General features: G+C 50.7%; 19 protein-coding genes and 1 riboswitch. Of the genes, 8 read left to right on the top strand and 11 right to left on the bottom strand.

Annotated elements, in window-relative coordinates:
• Window positions 1–142 precede the first annotated feature (142 nt).
• The 3 genes from B5F87_RS07975 to B5F87_RS07985 form a co-directional block, all read right to left on the bottom strand.
• Complete coding sequence (locus B5F87_RS07975) at window positions 143–931, bottom strand: ABC transporter permease (RefSeq protein ID WP_087279389.1); 789 nt, start codon at window positions 929–931, stop codon at window positions 143–145.
• Window positions 928–1,677 (bottom strand): ABC transporter ATP-binding protein, encoded by a 750-nt coding sequence (locus tag B5F87_RS07980; protein WP_087279524.1) that lies wholly within the window; start codon window positions 1,675–1,677, stop codon window positions 928–930. The genes B5F87_RS07975 and B5F87_RS07980 overlap by 4 nt, the downstream gene beginning before the upstream one ends.
• A gap of 74 nt (window positions 1,678–1,751) precedes the next feature.
• Window positions 1,752–2,756 (bottom strand): aliphatic sulfonate ABC transporter substrate-binding protein, encoded by a 1,005-nt coding sequence (locus tag B5F87_RS07985; protein ID WP_087279393.1) that lies wholly within the window; start codon window positions 2,754–2,756, stop codon window positions 1,752–1,754.
• 210 nt (window positions 2,757–2,966) lie between these two features.
• Here B5F87_RS07985 and B5F87_RS07990 point away from each other — a divergent pair, with 210 nt between their 5' ends.
• A complete protein-coding gene (locus B5F87_RS07990) occupies window positions 2,967–4,001 on the top strand; it encodes a LacI family DNA-binding transcriptional regulator (RefSeq protein WP_087279396.1) in 1,035 nt (344 codons plus the stop codon).
• Window positions 4,002–4,022: 21 nt separating this feature from the next.
• Here the strand turns inward: B5F87_RS07990 and B5F87_RS07995 are convergent, their stop codons facing one another.
• Both B5F87_RS07995 and B5F87_RS08000 read right to left on the bottom strand, forming a co-directional pair.
• The gene (locus B5F87_RS07995) at window positions 4,023–6,635 is read right to left on the bottom strand and encodes an ABC transporter permease (protein WP_087279399.1); all 2,613 of its coding nucleotides are present in this window, start codon (window positions 6,633–6,635) and stop codon (window positions 4,023–4,025) included.
• Window positions 6,628–7,308, bottom strand: a complete 681-nt coding sequence (locus B5F87_RS08000; RefSeq protein WP_087279402.1) for an ABC transporter ATP-binding protein — start codon at window positions 7,306–7,308, stop codon at window positions 6,628–6,630. The genes B5F87_RS07995 and B5F87_RS08000 overlap by 8 nt, the downstream gene beginning before the upstream one ends.
• Window positions 7,309–7,542: 234 nt before the next feature.
• Between B5F87_RS08000 and B5F87_RS08005 the strand changes: the two genes are divergently transcribed.
• The gene (locus tag B5F87_RS08005; RefSeq protein ID WP_087279405.1) at window positions 7,543–8,343 is read left to right on the top strand and encodes a hypothetical protein; all 801 of its coding nucleotides are present in this window, start codon (window positions 7,543–7,545) and stop codon (window positions 8,341–8,343) included.
• A gap of 95 nt (window positions 8,344–8,438) precedes the next feature.
• Here the strand turns inward: B5F87_RS08005 and B5F87_RS08010 are convergent, their stop codons facing one another.
• From B5F87_RS08010 to B5F87_RS08030, 5 genes are all read right to left on the bottom strand, one after another.
• Window positions 8,439–9,101: an ABC transporter ATP-binding protein gene (locus B5F87_RS08010; protein WP_087279408.1), complete on the bottom strand. Its 663-nt coding sequence runs from the start codon at window positions 9,099–9,101 to the stop codon at window positions 8,439–8,441.
• 31 nt (window positions 9,102–9,132) lie between these two features.
• Window positions 9,133–10,161, bottom strand: coding sequence for a HAMP domain-containing sensor histidine kinase (locus B5F87_RS08015; protein ID WP_087279410.1), 1,029 nt, complete (start codon window positions 10,159–10,161; stop codon window positions 9,133–9,135).
• Window positions 10,162–10,869: a response regulator transcription factor gene (locus B5F87_RS08020; protein WP_087279413.1), complete on the bottom strand. Its 708-nt coding sequence runs from the start codon at window positions 10,867–10,869 to the stop codon at window positions 10,162–10,164.
• A 139-nt stretch (window positions 10,870–11,008) separates the two neighbouring features.
• Window positions 11,009–11,869: a HAMP domain-containing sensor histidine kinase gene (locus tag B5F87_RS08025; RefSeq protein ID WP_087279416.1), complete on the bottom strand. Its 861-nt coding sequence runs from the start codon at window positions 11,867–11,869 to the stop codon at window positions 11,009–11,011.
• Between the two features lie 38 nt (window positions 11,870–11,907).
• Window positions 11,908–12,684: a response regulator transcription factor gene (locus B5F87_RS08030; protein ID WP_087279420.1), complete on the bottom strand. Its 777-nt coding sequence runs from the start codon at window positions 12,682–12,684 to the stop codon at window positions 11,908–11,910.
• 252 nt (window positions 12,685–12,936) lie between these two features.
• Here B5F87_RS08030 and B5F87_RS08035 point away from each other — a divergent pair, with 252 nt between their 5' ends.
• Complete coding sequence (locus B5F87_RS08035) at window positions 12,937–13,779, top strand: DUF368 domain-containing protein (protein WP_087279423.1); 843 nt, start codon at window positions 12,937–12,939, stop codon at window positions 13,777–13,779.
• Window positions 13,780–14,070: 291 nt separating this feature from the next.
• On the opposite strand, the gene B5F87_RS08040 is transcribed toward B5F87_RS08035, so the two are convergent.
• Window positions 14,071–14,739, bottom strand: coding sequence for an HAD family phosphatase (locus tag B5F87_RS08040; protein WP_087279426.1), 669 nt, complete (start codon window positions 14,737–14,739; stop codon window positions 14,071–14,073).
• Between the two features lie 229 nt (window positions 14,740–14,968).
• A riboswitch (TPP riboswitch) is annotated at window positions 14,969–15,074 on the top strand.
• 272 nt (window positions 15,075–15,346) lie between these two features.
• Here B5F87_RS08040 and thiS point away from each other — a divergent pair.
• The 5 genes from thiS (at window position 15,347) to B5F87_RS08065 (ending at window position 18,979) form a co-directional block, all read left to right on the top strand.
• Window positions 15,347–15,544 (top strand): sulfur carrier protein ThiS, encoded by a 198-nt coding sequence (thiS, locus tag B5F87_RS08045; RefSeq protein WP_087279429.1) that lies wholly within the window; start codon window positions 15,347–15,349, stop codon window positions 15,542–15,544.
• A gap of 6 nt (window positions 15,545–15,550) precedes the next feature.
• Complete coding sequence (gene thiF, locus B5F87_RS08050) at window positions 15,551–16,270, top strand: sulfur carrier protein ThiS adenylyltransferase ThiF (RefSeq protein ID WP_343215745.1); 720 nt, start codon at window positions 15,551–15,553, stop codon at window positions 16,268–16,270.
• Window positions 16,271–16,326: 56 nt separating this feature from the next.
• Window positions 16,327–17,097: a thiazole synthase gene (locus B5F87_RS08055; protein ID WP_087279530.1), complete on the top strand. Its 771-nt coding sequence runs from the start codon at window positions 16,327–16,329 to the stop codon at window positions 17,095–17,097.
• Window positions 17,098–17,195: 98 nt separating this feature from the next.
• Window positions 17,196–18,332, top strand: coding sequence for a 2-iminoacetate synthase ThiH (gene thiH / locus B5F87_RS08060; protein WP_343215747.1), 1,137 nt, complete (start codon window positions 17,196–17,198; stop codon window positions 18,330–18,332).
• A complete protein-coding gene (locus B5F87_RS08065; RefSeq protein WP_087279435.1) occupies window positions 18,329–18,979 on the top strand; it encodes a thiamine phosphate synthase in 651 nt (216 codons plus the stop codon). The genes thiH and B5F87_RS08065 overlap by 4 nt, the downstream gene beginning before the upstream one ends.
• Window positions 18,980–19,008 lie beyond the last annotated feature (29 nt).

Here is a 19,008-nt window from a genome sequence, read left to right on the forward strand (position 1 = left end):
ATTTGCAGTCTCTGGCAGGAGTTCTTGATTTCATATGAAGTTCCGGTGGAATTCCTATATTGACAAATCTGTTTGCAGGCCGTAGCCCGGGAAAGGCGTCCACCCACATATATTAGCTTTACTTGCTAAATGAAGATAGCCGTCAGTTTTCCAGCCCTCTCTTACGGAGCACTCTCTTTTCTACCGTGCGGAAGATTGCCTGGTCGATGAAGATACCCACCAGAACGATCACTACCATAACAAGCATAACCTGGTTGATGTCCGCAAGGTTTCGTCCGGTGATCAGTGTCTGGCCCAGTCCGATGGAAGTGGTCATGACCTCGCCGCTCATCAGTGCTCTCCATGCAAAGGACCATCCCTGCTTCATACCGGCGATGAGCTCCGGCAGACAGGCCGGGAATACAACCTTACGGTAGATCTGTTTCTGGTTGGCTCCCATGGTCAGCGCCGCTTTCTTATAGATCGGAGGCACGTTGTTGATGGCATTGTCCACGGCGATGGAGATGCTGAAGGCAGATCCCATCACAACAACGAAGACGATGGCTGTCTGGGTCAGGCCGAACCAGAGAATAGAAAACGGCACCCAGCAGACGCTCGGCAGCGTCTGTACACCCATGACCAGCGGACGGAGATTCCGGTGAAGGAATCCAAAATGGTTCATTAAGATACCGAGGATTCCGCCAAGTACCAGCGAGATTGCGTAACCGATGGCGCCTCTCAGGAGGCTGTAACCGATGGCGGACAGCAGGCTGCCGTCGCTCATCAGATCAACGAAGCTTTCCCAGACGCCGGCCGGCGACGGCATGGCGTAGGCTTTCCAGATGGACAGACCGTCCACGCCGACCATATATATCAGCTGCCAGAGGACGACGATGGCCGCCAGAAATAAAAGTTCCTGTATGACTGTTGCTTTCAGACTTCTTTTTTTCATGCGTTCTCATCCTCCCCCTGTATCTCATCTAAGATCTTATGACGATACTCAATGAACTTCTCGTCATAGACATGTCTTGGCCGTTCCAGCTCCACATTTACAATGTTGCGGATGCAGCCTTTCGTGGCGGACATCACCGCGATGCGGTCGCCCAGGAAAACGGCCTCCTCCACACTGTGGGTAATAAAGAAAATGGTCTTCTGGGTCTGCATCCAAATCTCCTGCAGCTCCTTGCGCAGACGGTTGGAGGTCTGCTTGTCAAGGGCGGAAAACGGTTCATCCATCAGAAGGATCTCCGAATCCATAGTAAACGCTCTTGCCAGAGCCACCCGCTGGCGCATACCACCGGAAAGCTGATGAATAGCGTATTCGCGATAATCATTCAGCTGCATCATCTCCAGATACTTGTCTGCTCTTCTCTCCTGCTCTTCTTTCGGAACGCCGGTCATCTCCATACCGAACTTCACATTCTGGATGACGTTGAGCCAAGGGAACAGCGCATGTTCCTGAAACATGACCGTGCGGTCCGCTCCCGGTCCGGTGACCGGCTTTCCATTGAGAAGAATCTCACCGGAGGTAGGTTTTTCCAGGCCGGCGATAAGATTCAGCAAAGTACTCTTGCCGCATCCGCTTCGTCCGACCACGCAGAGAAATTCGCCCTGTTTTATCTCCAAATCCACATTTTTTAACGTCGCCTGATTGGTGTCGTCAAAGGTTTTGCTCACATTTTTTAAAACTAATGACATGGGATCGTCCTTTCTATCTTTTTTCATTAAAATCTCAGGACCGCATTATGCAATCCTGAGAATATCACTGTCTGTTATTCCGCCGACTGCTCCACGGTGACGATCAGATTATCTCCCGGCAGTTCGTCGATAAATTCTTCATCAAGAGAAATCTGCGCGAAATCATTCATGGCGTCCTGATTAATGTCTGTGGAGACGATGATTTTCTGGAAGGCGCTGGTCAGCACATCAAGCTCCAGGGATTTGCCCGTGGCCGCGTTGATCTCATCGTTGATGGTCTGGGCTGCCGTTGTCATATCGGCGTTGATAGCTTCTGTTGCCGCTTCGTGCTGCGCGAGAAACTCATTGACAATGTCCGGATGCTCTTCCATAAATTCATTTCTTACTACCACAACTGCCACCGGATAGTCGCCGTTCATGTAAAGCTCATTATAATCGAGCACGATTTCCGCGCCGCCCTTTACAAGCTCTGAGCCCCACGGCTCCGGCACAACGGCCGCGTCAATGTTGCCCTGGTCCATCATATTCTGCACATCGGCGTTTTCCACGGCGGTGACTGTGACAGTGCCGCCTTCTTCCACGGTGGACAGGCCATTGTCAGACAGAAGTTTTAATAAGCAAAGATGCTGCGTGTTTCCAATCTGCGGAATGGCAACCGTCTTTCCGTCCAGATCAGCCACAGAGTGGATATCCGAACCGGCTGCTTTCACAAGAACCGCACCGGCCTGCGTCGCACCCGAGATAACCGACACATCGCCCTTTGAATTTACATTGGCGCTAATGGCCGGCACCGGACCAATGTATCCGATGTCAATATCACCGGAAAACAATGCTTCCACCTCGGCAGGTCCCGCATTAAAAGCGGTCCAGCTCACGTTAACGTCATCGCCCAGATTCTCTTCCAATGTTCCGTTGGCCTTCATATATAATGCCTGCGCATGGGTTACGTTATTGAAATATCCGATGTTCACATCCGTGCTTCCATCACTGTTTCCTCCGCCGCCGCATCCTGCCAGTCCGGCCATGGCTGCGATGATTGCCGCTGCTGCTACTATCTTTTTTAATCCTTTTATTCTCATGATAACCTCCACTTTTTTTGCAATGTTTTTAACTTACCTATATCTTATGCAAAAACAGTTTTTCTCACAACTGGCATTTTTGAAAACGTTTTCTATTCATTTTTGTTGATTTTATAAGGTTTTTCCTGTATACTTAAACAAAATAAAATGTATTCCATCTTTTATATCGCATTTTTGTGATAACGTTTTCACATCCAACAGGAGGTTTCTATGTCATTAAAAGAAATCGCAAAACGTGCGGGAACATCCGTCTCCACGGTCTCCCGCGTATTAAATAATGAAAATTATAAATGTTCCGACGCCGAGCTGGAGAAACGCATCTGGCAGGCGGCGCAGGAGCTTCGATATCTTCCCAACGCGGCGGCAAGGGCGCTGCAAAAGGGCGGCGATCAGCAGGCCGCGTCCAAAGAACATACCTATTGTTTTGATATTTTTCTCACCCGTTTTCCTTCTCTTGACCAGGATCTGTTCTTCCGCGAGCTTTATGACGCGCTGAAGAAGGAGCTCTTGAAGCAGCGCTGTCTGCTGGGCAGGCTTCTGACCGTGCCGGACATCACCACCATGATGAACGCTTCCACGCCCTTCGCCGGCAACACTCCTCACGCGGACGGACTGATTCTTCTTGGAAAATGTCCTTCGGAGCTGATCTCTCCACTGAAAAATTACTATCATCATCTGGTGGGCATCGACCGGAATCCGACGGACTTTGACTACGACGAGGTGGTGTGCAGCGGTACCGCAGCCGCCGTGACCGCCATGAATTACCTGATCTCCCTGGGACATAAAAAAATCGCCTACATAGGAGACTGCTCCTATGAGGCGAGATATATCGGTTATTATCAATCATTGATCAATCACAATCTGCCGCTGGATTATTCGAACATTTATCCCACCAGCCAGACCAGACAGGAGGGGATGCAGATGATGCAGGTGATCTTACAGAAAAAGGAACTGCCCTCCGCCATCTTCTGCGCCAATGACAGCACTGCCCTGGGCGTCTTTGACTGCCTGAAAAAGCACCGCAAACGGGGATACATTCCTTCGGTGATCTCCATCGACAACATTCAGGAATCTGAGGAGACGAAGCCTATGCTCACCACCATCGATATTCCCAAAAAAGAGATGGCGCATCACGCCGTCCTGCTGCTCCTTGACCATATCGGAGGCGGCCACAAAGACGCTGTGCGGCTGGAACTTCCCTGCCGGCTCATCGTCCGGGAGAGCTGCTCCTACTGCGCCGGATAGAAAAATACGTTAAACCGCCGCTTATCCATTAAACCTCCGCAGCCGTTCCACCACGCTCTCCTTCTTAAAGAACCGGAAGGAAATCGCCGGCACGAAAGCGCCGAGGATCAGCAGAATCGGGAATACACAAAGCATCGGCACGATGGTGAAATGGTATTTCATAAACCACAGACCTCCGGACAGTACCCGCAGCGCAGTAAACGAAAACAGGCATCCAAACACCAGAGAAAATGCAATGGTGGCAATGGCGTAGTACAGACCTTCCAGTATGAGCATCCGCCGCAGCTGCCGTTTCGTCATGCCGATGGCTTCCAGCATGGCAAACTCACCCTGTCTGGTGACGATTCCAGTGAGGATGGAATTCACAAAGTTCAGCGCGCCGATGATTCCTATGACAAAGGACAATGCGCCGCCGATCAGAGTGAACAGACCGATCACGCCATCAAACTGATCCAGCCAGTAGCCTTTGGACTCAAAGTCCATGGTCGGCTCTGCCTGAGAGGTGTAGTCTTCCAGAGCAGATGCGATCGCAGCTTCTTTATCATCATCGGCATTAAAAGAAAAACACATGAGGAACTGGTCAGACGCCATCTCCTTAAACACATCGGCAGGAACGTAATAACAAAACGGCGTCATAAAGCTGCGGTTGCTCAGCGCATAACTATTGTCTTTGATGAGCGCCAGCACCTCAAACTCCCTGGTCTTTCCGTCGCCATAGGTGAGCGTCACTTTGTCGCCCGGCTGATGGACGATGGTTTCTTCCTCTACATTTCCATAATCGTCAGTCCCCACACTGACCAGCATATACTTTCCGGTCGCCATCTTTTCTTTCAGGGTCTCCAGATCGGACTCTCCTTTGTACACCTCTATAATAGAATAGAAGAAATCTTCCATGCCATAAAAAGACGTCAGCCAGTTCTCCTCATCTAAATGATTGAGCTCCACGATTTCTCCGCCAAAATTCTGGCCTGGCTGTCCATCTGCCGTTCTCGGGAAATAGTCCGGCGGCGTCCAGGAATCCTTGCGGAGCCCGATCATCTGCGTCATATACAGCCGGCCTCCGGTCTGGTAGCCATCCAGGGACTTGCAGTAATCCACAAACGTTTCTGTTACATTTTCTTCACTGATCGTCTCCTCATCCGCCCCTGAGTATCCGCTCATCACATTGAAATACGCCGCATTGGCCACCTGAAAGTCCGTCGAGACAAATCTCTTAAGATACGTGTCCAGATCAAAGGAATGGGTGAGCGTGAACACGCTGTTCAGCAGAATGATCGCCAGCGACAGAGAGCAGACCACCAGCACCGTCCGCTTCTTGTTCCGGCCCAGGTTGGACAGCGCCATCTTCGGAAGCTTCCCGCCGTTGGTGGAATTCTTGCTCTTCTTCCTGCCTCCGGCACTGTCGGTATATCGGACCGCCTCCACCGGAGAAACCTTCGCCGCAATGCGAGCCGGCTTTCCGGTGGATATCCAGACCGTAAAGAGCGTAAATACCGCCGAGCCGATGAAAATCAGCGGATGAATGGATACCGACACATCATTTCCCGTAAAAGAGGTCATGGCCATCATCTGCGGCAGGATTCCCTTTCCGATCAGATAACCGAAAATCAGTCCGAACGGAATCCCCATGATGCCAAGCCGCAGCGCCTGACGGCGGATGATCTTCTTGATCTGCCGTCCCGTGGCGCCGATGGTCTTCAGCAGACCGTAATAGTGAATATCCCGGATGACGGAAATCTGAAAAATGTTATAAATGATCAGGTAGCCAGTCAGAATAATGAGCAGAAGTCCTCCCACGACAGCTCCGATGGTCATCGGGTCCGACTCGGCGCTTCCCGATACGTACGCCCAGTTTGCATTGCTCGCCACATAATCGGGACTGGATTCGTCCGTGGAATAGCCGGCATTCTCGATGACTTTGTCAAGCTTCTCCTGAATGGAAAATGAGTTGGCAAATGTAATGTCCATGCGGATGGTTCCTGTGAGGGAATAATCCTGATCGTACGTGTAGACCAGTTCATCGGCGTGGGCGTCAAGATACGCTTCGGACACGATGGCAAAACCGACATCCAGGGCCGGGTCCGCTTTTGTCACACCGGCAATCGTAAATGTACGCTCGGTCACCTCCTGGTCCGTCGTTTTGACCCGGAGCTTCAGCGTCACCTGCTGCCCTGCCTTCGGCTCCATCCCCAGAAGCTCCATGGACATGTCATCCATCAAAATCTCATCGGCCGCCTCCGGCGCCCGTCCGTCTATGATATCGACAAAACAGTGTTCATAATGATACTCCGGATAATACCAGGCCTCCATGTGCCGCTTCAGAAATTCTTCGTTCTCCACACCGTCGGCCACCAGTATACAGTCTGCCGCCTCCACGATGGAAGGATCCTGGCTCAGTTTCTCATACTGCTCTCTCGTGATATTTTTGATTACTCCGTGATTATCGCCGCCGGACTGTCGCATGGTTTCCCTCTGAAAGTTCTCCACCGTACCGATTCCCAGTGTAAACAACGTGGTAAACAGCATGGCTGTGAGGGCAATGGCTATGACCGCGATAATATTTCTCGTCCTGGCCTCCCGGAAGCTTCTGTCCGACAGCCGCCGGATAACTTTCTTGTTTTTCACTTTACGCATCCTGCTCACCACCTTTAATCTTTCCGTCCTCAATACGCACGATCCGGTCGGCAAGCTGCGCGATCTCCTCATTATGAGTGATCATCACGATGGTCTGGCTGAATTTCTCTCCCGTAACCTTCAAAAGACTCAGCACATCCTGACTCGTTTTCGTGTCCAAATTCCCAGTCGGCTCATCACATAAGAGTATCGCAGGCTTTGTAGCCAGCGCCCGGGCGATGGCTACTCTCTGCTGCTGTCCGCCGGAGAGCTGGTTCGGCATACTGTGCAGCCTCTCTTTCAGCCCCAGCACTTCCGCCACCTGCTCCACATACTCCGTGTCCACCTCATTTCCGTCAAGCTCAATGGGCAGCACGATATTTTCATAGACATTCAGCACCGGCACCAGATTATAACTCTGGAACACAAACCCGATCTTCCTGCGCCGGAAAATGCACAGCGCGTCCTCCTTCAGCCCGGAAATATCCTTCCCATCCACAAACACACTGCCCTCCGTAGGATAATCGAGGCCTCCCAGCATATGGAGCAGCGTGGACTTTCCGCTGCCGCTGGTACCCACGATAGCCACAAACTCTCCCCTGTCAACAGTCAGATTCACACCGTCCAGCGCCTTCACCAGACTCTCCCCGCTGCCGTAATACTTTTTCAGATTCTCTGTACGCAAAACTTTCATAACCTTCGCCTTCCCTTCCTTGCTTTCTTTACTCTGTACTAATTCTAACATTTCATTCTTACCACAATCTTTCCGGAATCTAACAGATGTGAAAGAATGAGACATTCTTTATCGGAACCTTCCCACAGAAATCCCTTTCTTTTCCAATTAAATCAAATTATAATATAAATAGATATAGACTTTATACTTATAATATGTTGTAAATAATATCACAAATAAAAGGAGGTGAATACTATGTCACTGACGAATGATGACTTAAACACACTCCAGACAATGATGGAAACACTGCTCCATCGGGAACTGACACCAATGAAAGAAGACATCCGGTCGCTGAAAGAGGACGTGACAGAGCTTAAAACCGACGTCGCAGAGCTCAAAACTGATGTCGCCGTTCTGAAAACCGACGTCACGGAGCTCAAGACTGACGTTGCGGTTCTGAAATCCGATGTCGCGGAACTCAAGACTGACGTCGCAGTTCTGAAATCTGATGTTGCAGAACTTAAGACTGATGTCGCGGTTCTGAAATCTGATGTTGCAGAACTTAAGACTGATGTCGCGGTTCTAAAAGCTGATGTGGAGGAACTTAAGGAAACTACCGAGATTCTAAAAGCTGACGTGGCGGAATTGAAAACCGACGTCATGGTTCTCAAAACTGATGTCGCTGAACTCAAGGATACTACCGAAATTCTGAAAACTGATGTTGCTGAGCTCAAGGATACTACCGAAATTCTGAAAACTGACGTTGCTGAGCTGAAAACCAATGTCGCTGTTCTTCAAACTGATGTTTCAGAACTCAAGGATACGTCCGATGTTTTAACACACGATGTCTCTGATCTAAACACTTTCTCCAGAGAGGCCAGAGAAGAGATGCGAAGGCTCAATTATAAAATCACGCTGACCAATCAGAAAATAGACGACTTGAGGCTGGATTTTGATATTTTTAAAGCCAGTGTAAAAAGAGAGTTCCATTCACTGAACGACAAAATGGATACCGTGATTGAAGTCTTGCGTGAAAGGGAGATGCTGCCACAGTAGGCAGAGAACAGGTACTTAATTAACAGCAGGAATGCGCTGTCCCTGAATGAAGAAGTTCTTTCAGATCAGGGCAGCGCATTTTTCAGTTTATGCAATCAGTCGATGGATGTAACTTTCTTCTGAAAGACGACATACATGGCAATGGCCGTGATGAGTGCCGCCGCAGCAATTTGCCCGATGCTATCCGCTATCTGCTCAACTTCCGACAAAATATGACTGGATATGAAAATGGTAACGCCCTGTTCCCGGCTGAGCCGCTGAAACAACCGGCGCATCTCACGGATTCCTTCCGGATCCAGCGTATTGATGGGCTCATCCAGAATGAGCAGTTCCGGTTTTGTCAGAATCGCCCGCGCAATGGCGAGACGCTGCTTCATACCCAGAGAAAACTGGGAAACCGGCTTATTTTCCGCATGATGAAGACTCACTTCCTCAAGAACCTCCCCGATACGTTCCCGGTTATGATACCCCATATAATCACAGTACATTTCCAGATTCTGCCGTGCCGTCATCCTGTCGTAAAAATATGGATTCTCGATGATCGATCCCATCCGTTTCAGACACTCATAACTGCGATCTGTGAGCTTTTCTCCAAAAAGATAAATCTCGCCGCTGTCCGCCGGAATCAGATTGAGGAGCATCTTCATTATCGTGCTCTTTCCGGCTCCATTGGGCCCCACACATCCATATATCTCCCCGCGTTTTACATGGAGGCTGACGCCGTCCACCACGGTTTTATTCTTATAGGATTTTGTCAAATGACTCTATTCATTTTATTGCAACGAATTTTTACTGTTTTTCTGTCTCCTGCGCCGGAACTGATTTCCCTTCTCCTCCCGATGCGAATGTCAGCCGGAAAACGGTTCCTTCTCCCTTCTCGCTGCGAACTGTCAGGTCTGCCCGCATCTGAGCGGCAAGATTGCCGGCAATGGCAAAACCGAGACCGCTCCCTCTTCCCTTTGTGTAAGCTCTGGCAAAGATCTTTTCCTGTTCTTCCGGAGCGATTCCTTCTCCATGATCCTCCACTTCCACATAAACTTTTCCGTCCTGCCGGCAGAGGCGGAAGGCGAGGTACTGTCCTTCTTCTCCGTATTTTATGGCATTATCCAGCAGGTTTTTCAAAATCCGCTCCACAGCTCCTGCATCCGTCAGCACAGGGCAGGGCTCCTCTGTCATCCGAATATCCGCTTCAAAATGTTTTTTCTCCAGCAGATTATAATAATCAAGGAGTACTTCGTGGCAAATGCGGGAAAGATTGATTCGCTGTAAATGTAAAACCATATCTCCGGACTCCAGCTTGGACAAAGTGAAAAAGTCCTGCATGAGCACTGCAAGCTCGTCCGCTTTCTCAGAAATCTTTCCTGTCATCTCCCGGAGCCTTTCTTCTGAACTACTGCTTCTGACAGCAGGTTTGTCCTCGGTATCTCCTTTTGAAACATGTGTTCCCGAAATATGTTCTGCCATCTCCCTTTCCAGCATCTCACTGTATCCTTTGAGAACGGTCAATGGCGTCCTTAAATCATGGGAAATGTTTGTGAGAACCTGTTCCATGGAGCGCCGGGTGCGCTGGTACTCCATTTGCTGCCGGTAAAAAACATCCAGCATCCGATTCAGGTCAGCCGTCATGTTCCTTATACCCGGATGTGCGGACGGCACCAGGATATACCCGCCTTTCTCTCCTGCAGCAAGATCCCGCAGCCGTTCATCCAGATAAAGGATTTCCCGGTGCAATTCTTTATATTTATTTCTCTCCCAGACATACAAAGAAAAAAGGCAGAAGGATATAAACGCCCATCCTGCCATCATCCAGATATTCATTTATTCTTCCTCCATTTTATAGCCGGTACCCCACAGAGTTTTAATATATACAATCTCGGGATTTGCCGGATTCTTAAGCTTTGCCCGCAGCCGATTCATATGGGAATTCAGTACATTTTCTTCCCCATAATACGGCTCCTTCCAAACCAGCTCATAAAGAGCTTCTTTTGAAAACGCCCGGCCCGGATTTGCGGCGAGAAGTGAGAGAATATCAAATTCTGTCCGGGTCAGCTGCAATGGCCGCCCGCTCTGGGTCACTGTGCGTTTCGAGATATTTATCTCCAGATCCTTATATGTGAGAATCCTGTCTTTTCTGACGGTGTTGTCATACTGCATCCTGCGGCGGATATTTGCTCGGATTCTCGCCGTAAGCTCAATCAGAGAAAAGGGCTTTACCACATAATCGTCCGCTCCCACATTCAGTCCCATCACTTTATCTGTATCCGTGTCTTTTGCCGTAATGATGATAATGGGAAGACTGCTGCTTTCCCGGATGGCACGAATGACTTCCATGCCGCTCATATCCGGCAGCATCAGATCAACCAGAGCGAGAACGTAATCTCCGTCGGCAAAGGCCCGGAGGGCAGTTTCCCCTTTATGATATACGTCTACCTGAAAAGATTCTCCTTTCAGATAATCGCGTACCATTCCGCAGATTCCCTGGTCGTCCTCTACAAGAATTATTTTCTGTTCTTCTATTTCCTGCATTGTCTCGCTTCTCCTTATATATTCTCTCCATATATATGATAAACCATATATATGATAAAACAGAACCTTTTACAGACTGTTTTCGCTGTTCTTTCTGCGATAAAACATGCTATTTCACAGGCTGCCGGCGCTTCCAATGCTATCTCCCTTTATGGAGATAAATCATAAACTCTGCGCCTTCCCCCGGCTTCGACTTCACCTTGACGTAGCCGTCCTCTTTTTTGAGGATCTCCCGGGTGAGATACAGGCCGATTCCCACGCCTTCTTCCTGTCTGACTTCCTCCGCCCGGTAGAACCGGCCGAAAATCTTCGGGATTTCTTCCTCCCGGATTCCGATGCCCTCATCTTTGATGCTCACCGCCAGATACATCTCATACTCAGTGACAGAAATGGTGACCGTGCTTCCCGCCGGGGAATATTTCACCGCGTTGTCCAGTACATTTCCTACGGCCTCTTTGGTCCATTTAAAATCAAAAGAGGCGCAGGCTTCTCCCTCGTAGGTATTATGAATGGTGATACGTTTTTGCTCCGCTTTGGCGACAGCCTCGTCGATCACTTCTGACAGCAGAGGGAGAATCGGCTGTTTTTCAGGGCGAACCTCCACGATATTACTCTCCAGCCGGGACATTTTTGTGAGAGACTGGATGAGAAATTCCAGTTTCTCAGTCTGTCGCGTGAGTTCTTTTAACATCCCAAGCGCTTCCTCCTGCCGTGTCATTCCCGTCTCCGTCAGGAGCAGTTCTTCCAGCAGCGACACATATAGCCGGATGTTGGTCATGGGCGTCTTGGTCTGATGGGAAATGTCTGAAACAAGACTTTTTACATTTTCTTTTTCCCGGGTCAGAGCATCTCTGGACAGAGACGATGCGGTGAGGAAACGCTTCCATTTCGTTTCCAGCCGGGAAAGCTTTGTCTCGTCATAATCGCTTTCGCGAAAATCGCCGGTCAGCGCCGCGTCAAGCATCCGGTCCAGCCGGTTGATCGTTCTGTTTTCAAACATGCGTAATCCTCCTGTCATCGGAATCAGTCCGGCGGTTCCTATTCTTCCCGCGTTCCGGCCTTACCGTCATTTTCCGACTCTTTCTTCTTTTTCTTCCATATATAGCCCTGTCCGTAAACGGTCTGGATATAGGATGCACCATCCTTTTTATTCTCCAGTTTCCTGCGCAGACGATTAATCGTCACCGACAGGGCATTCTCATCCACATACTCCCCGCCGTCGCTCCACAGGCGGTCCACCAGCACATTGCGGGTCAGAATCCTTCCGGAATTCTCCACCAGAAGTCTCAGAAGCTTCTGTTCATTGACACTGAGGGAAACAGCGCGTTCGTCCCGGAAAAATTCCAGCCGGTCAAAGTCAAACCGAAAAGTGTCTTCCTCATACACGGCGCTATCCGCCGCCTGTCTCTGCCGGATTCCCTGCTCATGTCCTCCGTCCTGCTGCGCGCCATTACGGGCCGCGATACGTTTCATAAAAAGCTGAATCCTTGCCCTGAGGACAGCCAGACTGAAGGGCTTTGTCATATAGTCGTCGGCTCCCAGCGTCAGTCCCATCACCTCATCCGTCTCCATATCGTTGGCCGTCAGAATAAGAACAAGGACGTCCGAGCGCTCCTTCACCCACTGCAGATAGTCGTAGCCACTGCCGTCAGGCAGATTAATATCAAGAATCACGATATCCGGCACATTTGCTCCGAAGTCTTCCTTCGCCTGCCGGATACTGCTGCTCTGGATAAATGTAATGCCATCTTCCCGAAGGGCCAGACGGATACCATCGCTCAGCGCTCTGTCATCCTCCACAATCTGAATCCGCATGTTGTCTCCTCCTGTTCTGCCTGCATATCTCCCGTCTACTATAACACATCCTCTGCATTTTCTGCAAAAAATGCAAAAAATGTTTCCCGCGAATCGAATAATCGCGCTTGCCTTGTCGCCGGGGGTGTGATATATTGTATCGTATTGTAATATAGTAGTAAATGTACGGCACTGCGCCGCATTTGCTCTCCAAATCACAGTGTGCTTCCTGCTTCACTGTGTAAAATTATGCTATGAGAAAGGACAGATTTTATGAAAAACAAGAATAACGGTGTGCTGCATCTGATTCTTCGTCTCCTTCAGGGAATGCTGATCGGTGTGGGCGCTGTGCTGCCCGGTATCTCCGGCGGCGTTCTCTGTGTTGTTTTTGGTATTTATAAGCCGGTCATGGAGCTTCTGGGAAGCCCGTTCAAACGGTTCAAAACCCACGTTCCAAAGCTGCTTCCGGTCATCGTGGGCGGCGCCATCGGCTTTCTCGGCGTGGCAAAGATTCTGGCATTTTTCCTGGAAAAATATCCGGAACCGTCCGTCTGCCTGTTTATCGGACTTATTACCGGTATGCTGCCATCCTTATTCCGGGAGGCAGGCGAGCAGGGACGGCCAAAAGGCTGCTGGATCGCACTGGTCGTTGCTTTCGCCATCATTCTGGCGTTGCTGATTTCCCTGAACCTGTTTTCCGTGACGATCACACCAAACTTCGGATGGTACATTTTCTGCGGATTCTGCCTGGCGCTGAGCGTGATCGCTCCGGGTATGAGCTTCTCCACACTGCTGATGCCCCTTGGCCTGTACACGCCGTTCGTTGACGGCCTCGGCAATCTGGAGATGGGAATTATCGTTCCGGCCGGCATCGGCGCTGTGGTAACGGTCATCTGCCTGGCAAGAGCTGTGGACGCGCTGTTTGATCATTATTATCCATATGCGTTCCACGCCATCATCGGTATCGTCATCGCCGCTACCATCATGATCATTCCGGTTGACAGCTTTACCGTTTCCGTCGGCTCCGCCGTCACAAATATCATCTGCATTGTGGTCGGCATCGTGGCTGCGCTGGCACTGGACGCCTTTAATTCAAAGATTCCGGTGGAGGACTAATCCTGCCGGGTGTATCTAATCCTACCGGATGTATTAAGCCTGGCAGATAAATGAAGACTGACAGGCAGCCCTCATTACAAAATAATGGGCAATAAAAAGACATAATCAAGAGCATAATAAAAAGAGTGAATGTTTCCGTGCATCAAAGAAAATTGACTCCCAAAGGAGTTCTCTGCTTCTTTGAATGCATATAGACATTCACTCTTTTTTATAAATGAACTTTGCAGTTAAGCTTTAGGGTTTCCCGGCTATTTCTTAACTATTCATCTTTATTCGACAGACCGGCTTCTGTTATACCTGCCCTTCTCTCAGCCGCTCCCGCAGATATTCTTTTACTTCGATCAAAGACGGCAGAATACAGCAGGCAAGCTCACGCATCTCCTCATCCGGCTGTTTGATATCCGGCACCATGATGCAGGAAAGCCCGGCCCTCGTGGCAGAACGGACGCCGTTAAAGGAATCTTCCACGGCGTAAGCGTTTTCCGGCTCCACGCCCAGACGCCCGCAGGCTTTCAGATAGATCTCCGGGTCCGGCTTGCTTTTTGTGATGGTATCGCCGCAGACCATCACATCAAAATACGGCAGCAGCCCTGCCTCCCTGATCTCGTCATGGACGATGGCCTCCCTGGAAGAGGTGGCGAGGGCAATCTTAATCCCCTGCTCCTTCAGGAACGACAGAAGCTCCTCCACGCCTGCTTTCTTCGGAAGCTTGCCGCCGCTGGCCCGCTCACGGAACAGGCGAATCACTTCTTTTTCATAAGCATCGTACGGGAAATCCTGTCCGTACACATCAAGAAATATCTCTTTGGTCTCCGCATCATTGACGCCCAGACAAAGGTAATTGGTATGTTCCACATCCGGAATCCCGTCTTTCTTTGTGACATCCACCCAGCACTGTGTTAACAGAGTCTCGGAGTCAAAAATGACGCCGTCCATGTCAAAAACAACTGCCTGAATCATAGTATCCTCCCTGAAATAAATGTATCGTGATCACACTGCTCTCTTTTCGCCGCACCGGACCTTCCGGCCGCCCAAAAATCGCAGTGTTTGCGCCTATCATATCGTGTTTTGGGGGAAAATACAAGACCCACGCTACAATCCTCTCTTTCTCCTGACAAAAGGCAGTCTTTTGATGAAACGCACATTTTTTTCTTGACATTTCTTTAAAATACTTTTATATTAGAAAACGTAAATAAATACGGGGAGCTTGTAAACAGGCTGAGAGGAAGTTGTGAATTTCGACCCGGAAACCTGATTTGGATAATGCCAACGTAGGAATAAGATGACAATTGCGGGAGATGGCAGATGCCACCTCCCGATTTTTGCTTATTATCAGGATATTTACACAATAACATAAGGTAGAACATGTGATTGAACGGAGACAATTTCTGGTTCATGAAGGGGTGCACCACCGCGGGTGTATTCTTTCGTGAACCTTTTTTTATAGGATTTTTACTACAATTCCTAAAGAAAGCTACGGCGCAGGTGCATACGTTATTCTACTGATTTTTTGTTTGAACCAACCCCTTCGGATCCAATCGCACTACCTCAGAAAGGAGGATTCTTTATGATACGGGTCAACGGACAGGAAGAAGTCTGGGAAGAAAACCTGACCATTCAGGACTACATTTCCCGCCACGGCTACCGAACAAACCGTATTGCCGTGGAAAAGAACGGGAACATCGTGCCAAAACGGGAATACGCGGATACCGTGATCGCAGACGGCGACCAGATTGAAGTCGTAAGTTTTGTGGGAGGAGGATGATAGCAAATGGCTGAGTATTTTGACAAATATGAACGAGAAATGACGATTTCAGGGCGGCATCCGGGCAGTCCGGCGCCGATTCCCACCCGGGAAGAGCTTCATCAGGCTCTGGTCTGCCGCCATACCGGGGCGGTGCAGCGCCATCTTTCAAAGGCGTGGGTTGCCATGGCGGGACTGGGCGGCCTTGGCTCCAATATTGCCATCTTCCTTGCCCGCATCGGCGTGGGGCATCTGCATCTCATTGACTTTGACCGGGTGGATATCACAAACCTGAACCGGCAGCAATATTTTATTCATCAGATAGGCATGGCAAAGACCGAGGCTCTGACGGACATCCTTCTGGCCATCAATCCTTACCTGACCATCCGGAAGGATTGTGTCCGGGTCACAAGGGAAAATGTGCCGGAGTTGTTCCGGGATGACACCTATATTTGCGAGGCCTTTGACGTGCCGGAGAATAAGGCAATGCTGGCTGAAGCGGTGCTGGAGCATTTCCCGGAAAAATATCTCATCGCCGCCAGCGGTATGGCGGGCTACGGAGACAGCAACTCAATCCGCACAAGAAAAATCTCCTCGCATTTCTATCTTTGCGGAGATGAAACGGCGGAAGTCTCCGAGGGCCACAGTCTGATGGCACCCCGGGTGGCGCTCTGTGCGGCCCACCAGGCAAACCTGGTGGTGGAACTGATCCTGAAACAGGCAGGAACCCGGGGACAGGGATCATGACACCATCTCCACTCCGCCGGAAAACCATAAAAAACACTAAAAGAAAGGACGAAACAATGACAAAGGATACATGGAAATTAGGGAACCACGAATTTACATCCAGATTTATTCTGGGCTCCGGCAAATATTCCCTGGAGCTCATCAAAGCGGCTGTGGAGGAGGCTGGGGCGCAGATTGTGACCATGGCTCTGCGCCGGGCCAACGAGGGCGGCCTCGCCAACATTCTTGACTACATTCCGGAAGATGTCACTCTTCTTCCAAACACCTCCGGCGCCAGAAATGCCGATGAGGCCGTCCGCATCGCCCGGCTTGCCAGAGAGGTCTGCGGCAGTGATTTCATCAAAATCGAGATCATGCGGGATACCAAATATCTCCTGCCGGATAATTACGAGACAGTTAAGGCAACGGAAATTCTCGCAAAAGAGGGTTTCATCGTCATGCCTTATATGTACCCGGACTTAAATATGGCCAGGGATATGACCGAGGCCGGTGCCGCCTGCATCATGCCGCTGGGCGCGCCAATCGGTTCCAACAAAGGGCTGTGCACAAAGGAATTCATCCAGATCCTCATTGATGAAATTGATCTGCCGATTATCGTGGACGCAGGTATCGGCCGTCCGTCCCAGGCCTGCGAGGCCATGGAAATGGGTGCCGCGGCGGTCATGGCAAACACTGCCATCGCCACCGCCGGTGATGTGAAACAGATGGCCGGTGCCATGAAAAAAGCCGTGGAGGCCGGCAGAGCCGCTTACCTTGCCGGTATGGGAAATGTACGGGCCAAAGGAGCCAGCGCTTCCTCCCCCCTCACCGGCTATCTGAGAGATTAACAGCGAGGAGGATAAGAATGAACACAGAAACTCATATCAACGAAAGTATTTTAAGCGACGAAATCCGCGAACATCAGAAAGAAAACCGCATCGATCACATGACCTATCTGCCGGATATGGAAGACATCGGTTCCGATGTGATGGATCAGGTGATTTCCGCCATGAACGCCTACAATTATGACATTTACACCGAAAACGACGTGCGCCGCGCCCTCTCCCACGACAACCGTTCCCTGGAGGATTTCAAGGCGCTGCTGTCCCCGGCGGCGCTGCCTTTGCTGGAAGACATCGCCCAGGCGGCCCAGGCGGAGACCCGGAAACATTTCGGCAATTCTGTCTGCATGTTCACTCCGGCCTACATCGCCAATTATTGCGAAAATTACTGCATTTACTGCGGGTTTAACTGCCACAATCACATCAAACGGGCCCAGCTCAACGAAGAGGAAATCGAGAAGGAGTTTGCCGCCATCGCCAAAACTGGTCTGCAGGAAATCCTCATTCTGACCGGTGAAAGCCGGAAACGTTCCACTGTGGAATATATCGGCCGGGCCTGTGAAATCGCCCGGAAATATTTCCGGGTGGTCGGTCTGGAAGTTTATCCGATGAACTCCGACGAGTACGCCCATCTACATCAGTGCGGGGCAGACTACGTCACTGTTTTTCAGGAAACATACAACTCTGACAAATACGAAACCCTCCACTTAGCCGGCCACAAACGAATCTTTCCGTACCGGTTTAACGCCCAGGAGCGGGCTTTGATGGGCGGCATGCGAGGTGTGGGCTTCGCCGCTCTCCTGGGTCTTGATGATTTCCGGAAAGATGCTTTCGCCACCGGCATGCACGCCTGGCTTCTCCAAAAAAAGTATCCCCATGCAGAGATTGCCTTTTCCTGCCCACGGCTGCGGCCCATCATCAACAACGACAAGATCAACCCTATGGATGTGCACGAAGCGCAGCTTTTACAGATTGTCTGCGCCTACCGGCTGTTTATGCCTTTCGCCAGCATCACCATCTCCAGCCGGGAATGTGCCAGGGTGCGGGACAATCTGGTGAACATTGCCGCCACCAAAATCTCTGCCGGCGTCAGCACCGGCATCGGTGAACACGGCGAGGAAGTGCAGGATAAAGGCGACGAACAATTTGAAATCTCCGACGGCCGATCCGTCCGGGAAGTCTATGATGCCCTGGTGGCCGAACATCTGCAGCCGGTCATGGCGGAGTACATTTACGTATGAGCGCCCCTCATACCCGGCAGCCGGAAAACCTCTCCGTCATCGCCGTCACTAACCGCTCCCTCTCCGTCCGTCCCTATGAAGAACAAATTGCCCGCATCTGCCGTTTTCACCCGGCGGCGGTGATCGTACGGGAAAAAGATCTGCCAGAAGAAGAATACGCCCGCCTGGCTGAAAAAGTGCTGGCCATCTGCCGTCAATACAGCGTGCGCTGCATTTACCACACCTATCCGGAAGCCTCCCGGGCCGCCGGTGTCAAAGAAATTCATCTGCCTCTCCCGGTTTTGCGGCAGTATGCCGGCGAGGCGGATTTGCAACCGGCGGATCCCCGCCGGCCAGACGTTCCCGGCGGGGCGGGAACACCCCTCTCCTTTTTCACTGCCGTCGGCACTTCCGTCCATTCCATGGCAGAAGCCGAGGAGGCGCTGCGGCTGGGCGCCACCTATCTGACGGCGGGGCACATATACAGCACCGACTGCAAAAAAGGCGTGCCGCCCCGGGGACTTTCCTTTTTAGAAAAAATCTGCCGGATGTCCCCGGTGCCAGTTTATGCCATCGGCGGCATCCATCTGGGCACCGGGCAGCTCACAGAAGTGCTTTCCTGCGGAGCTGCCGGCGGATGCATCATGTCTGAGATGATGCGGATATAATACAATTCTGTTTCGTTGATTTTTCAGAC

Origin of the sequence: Eubacterium sp. An3 (assembly GCF_002159465.1) — a bacterium.
Lineage (GTDB): Bacteria > Bacillota > Clostridia > Lachnospirales > Lachnospiraceae > Anaerobutyricum > Anaerobutyricum stercoris.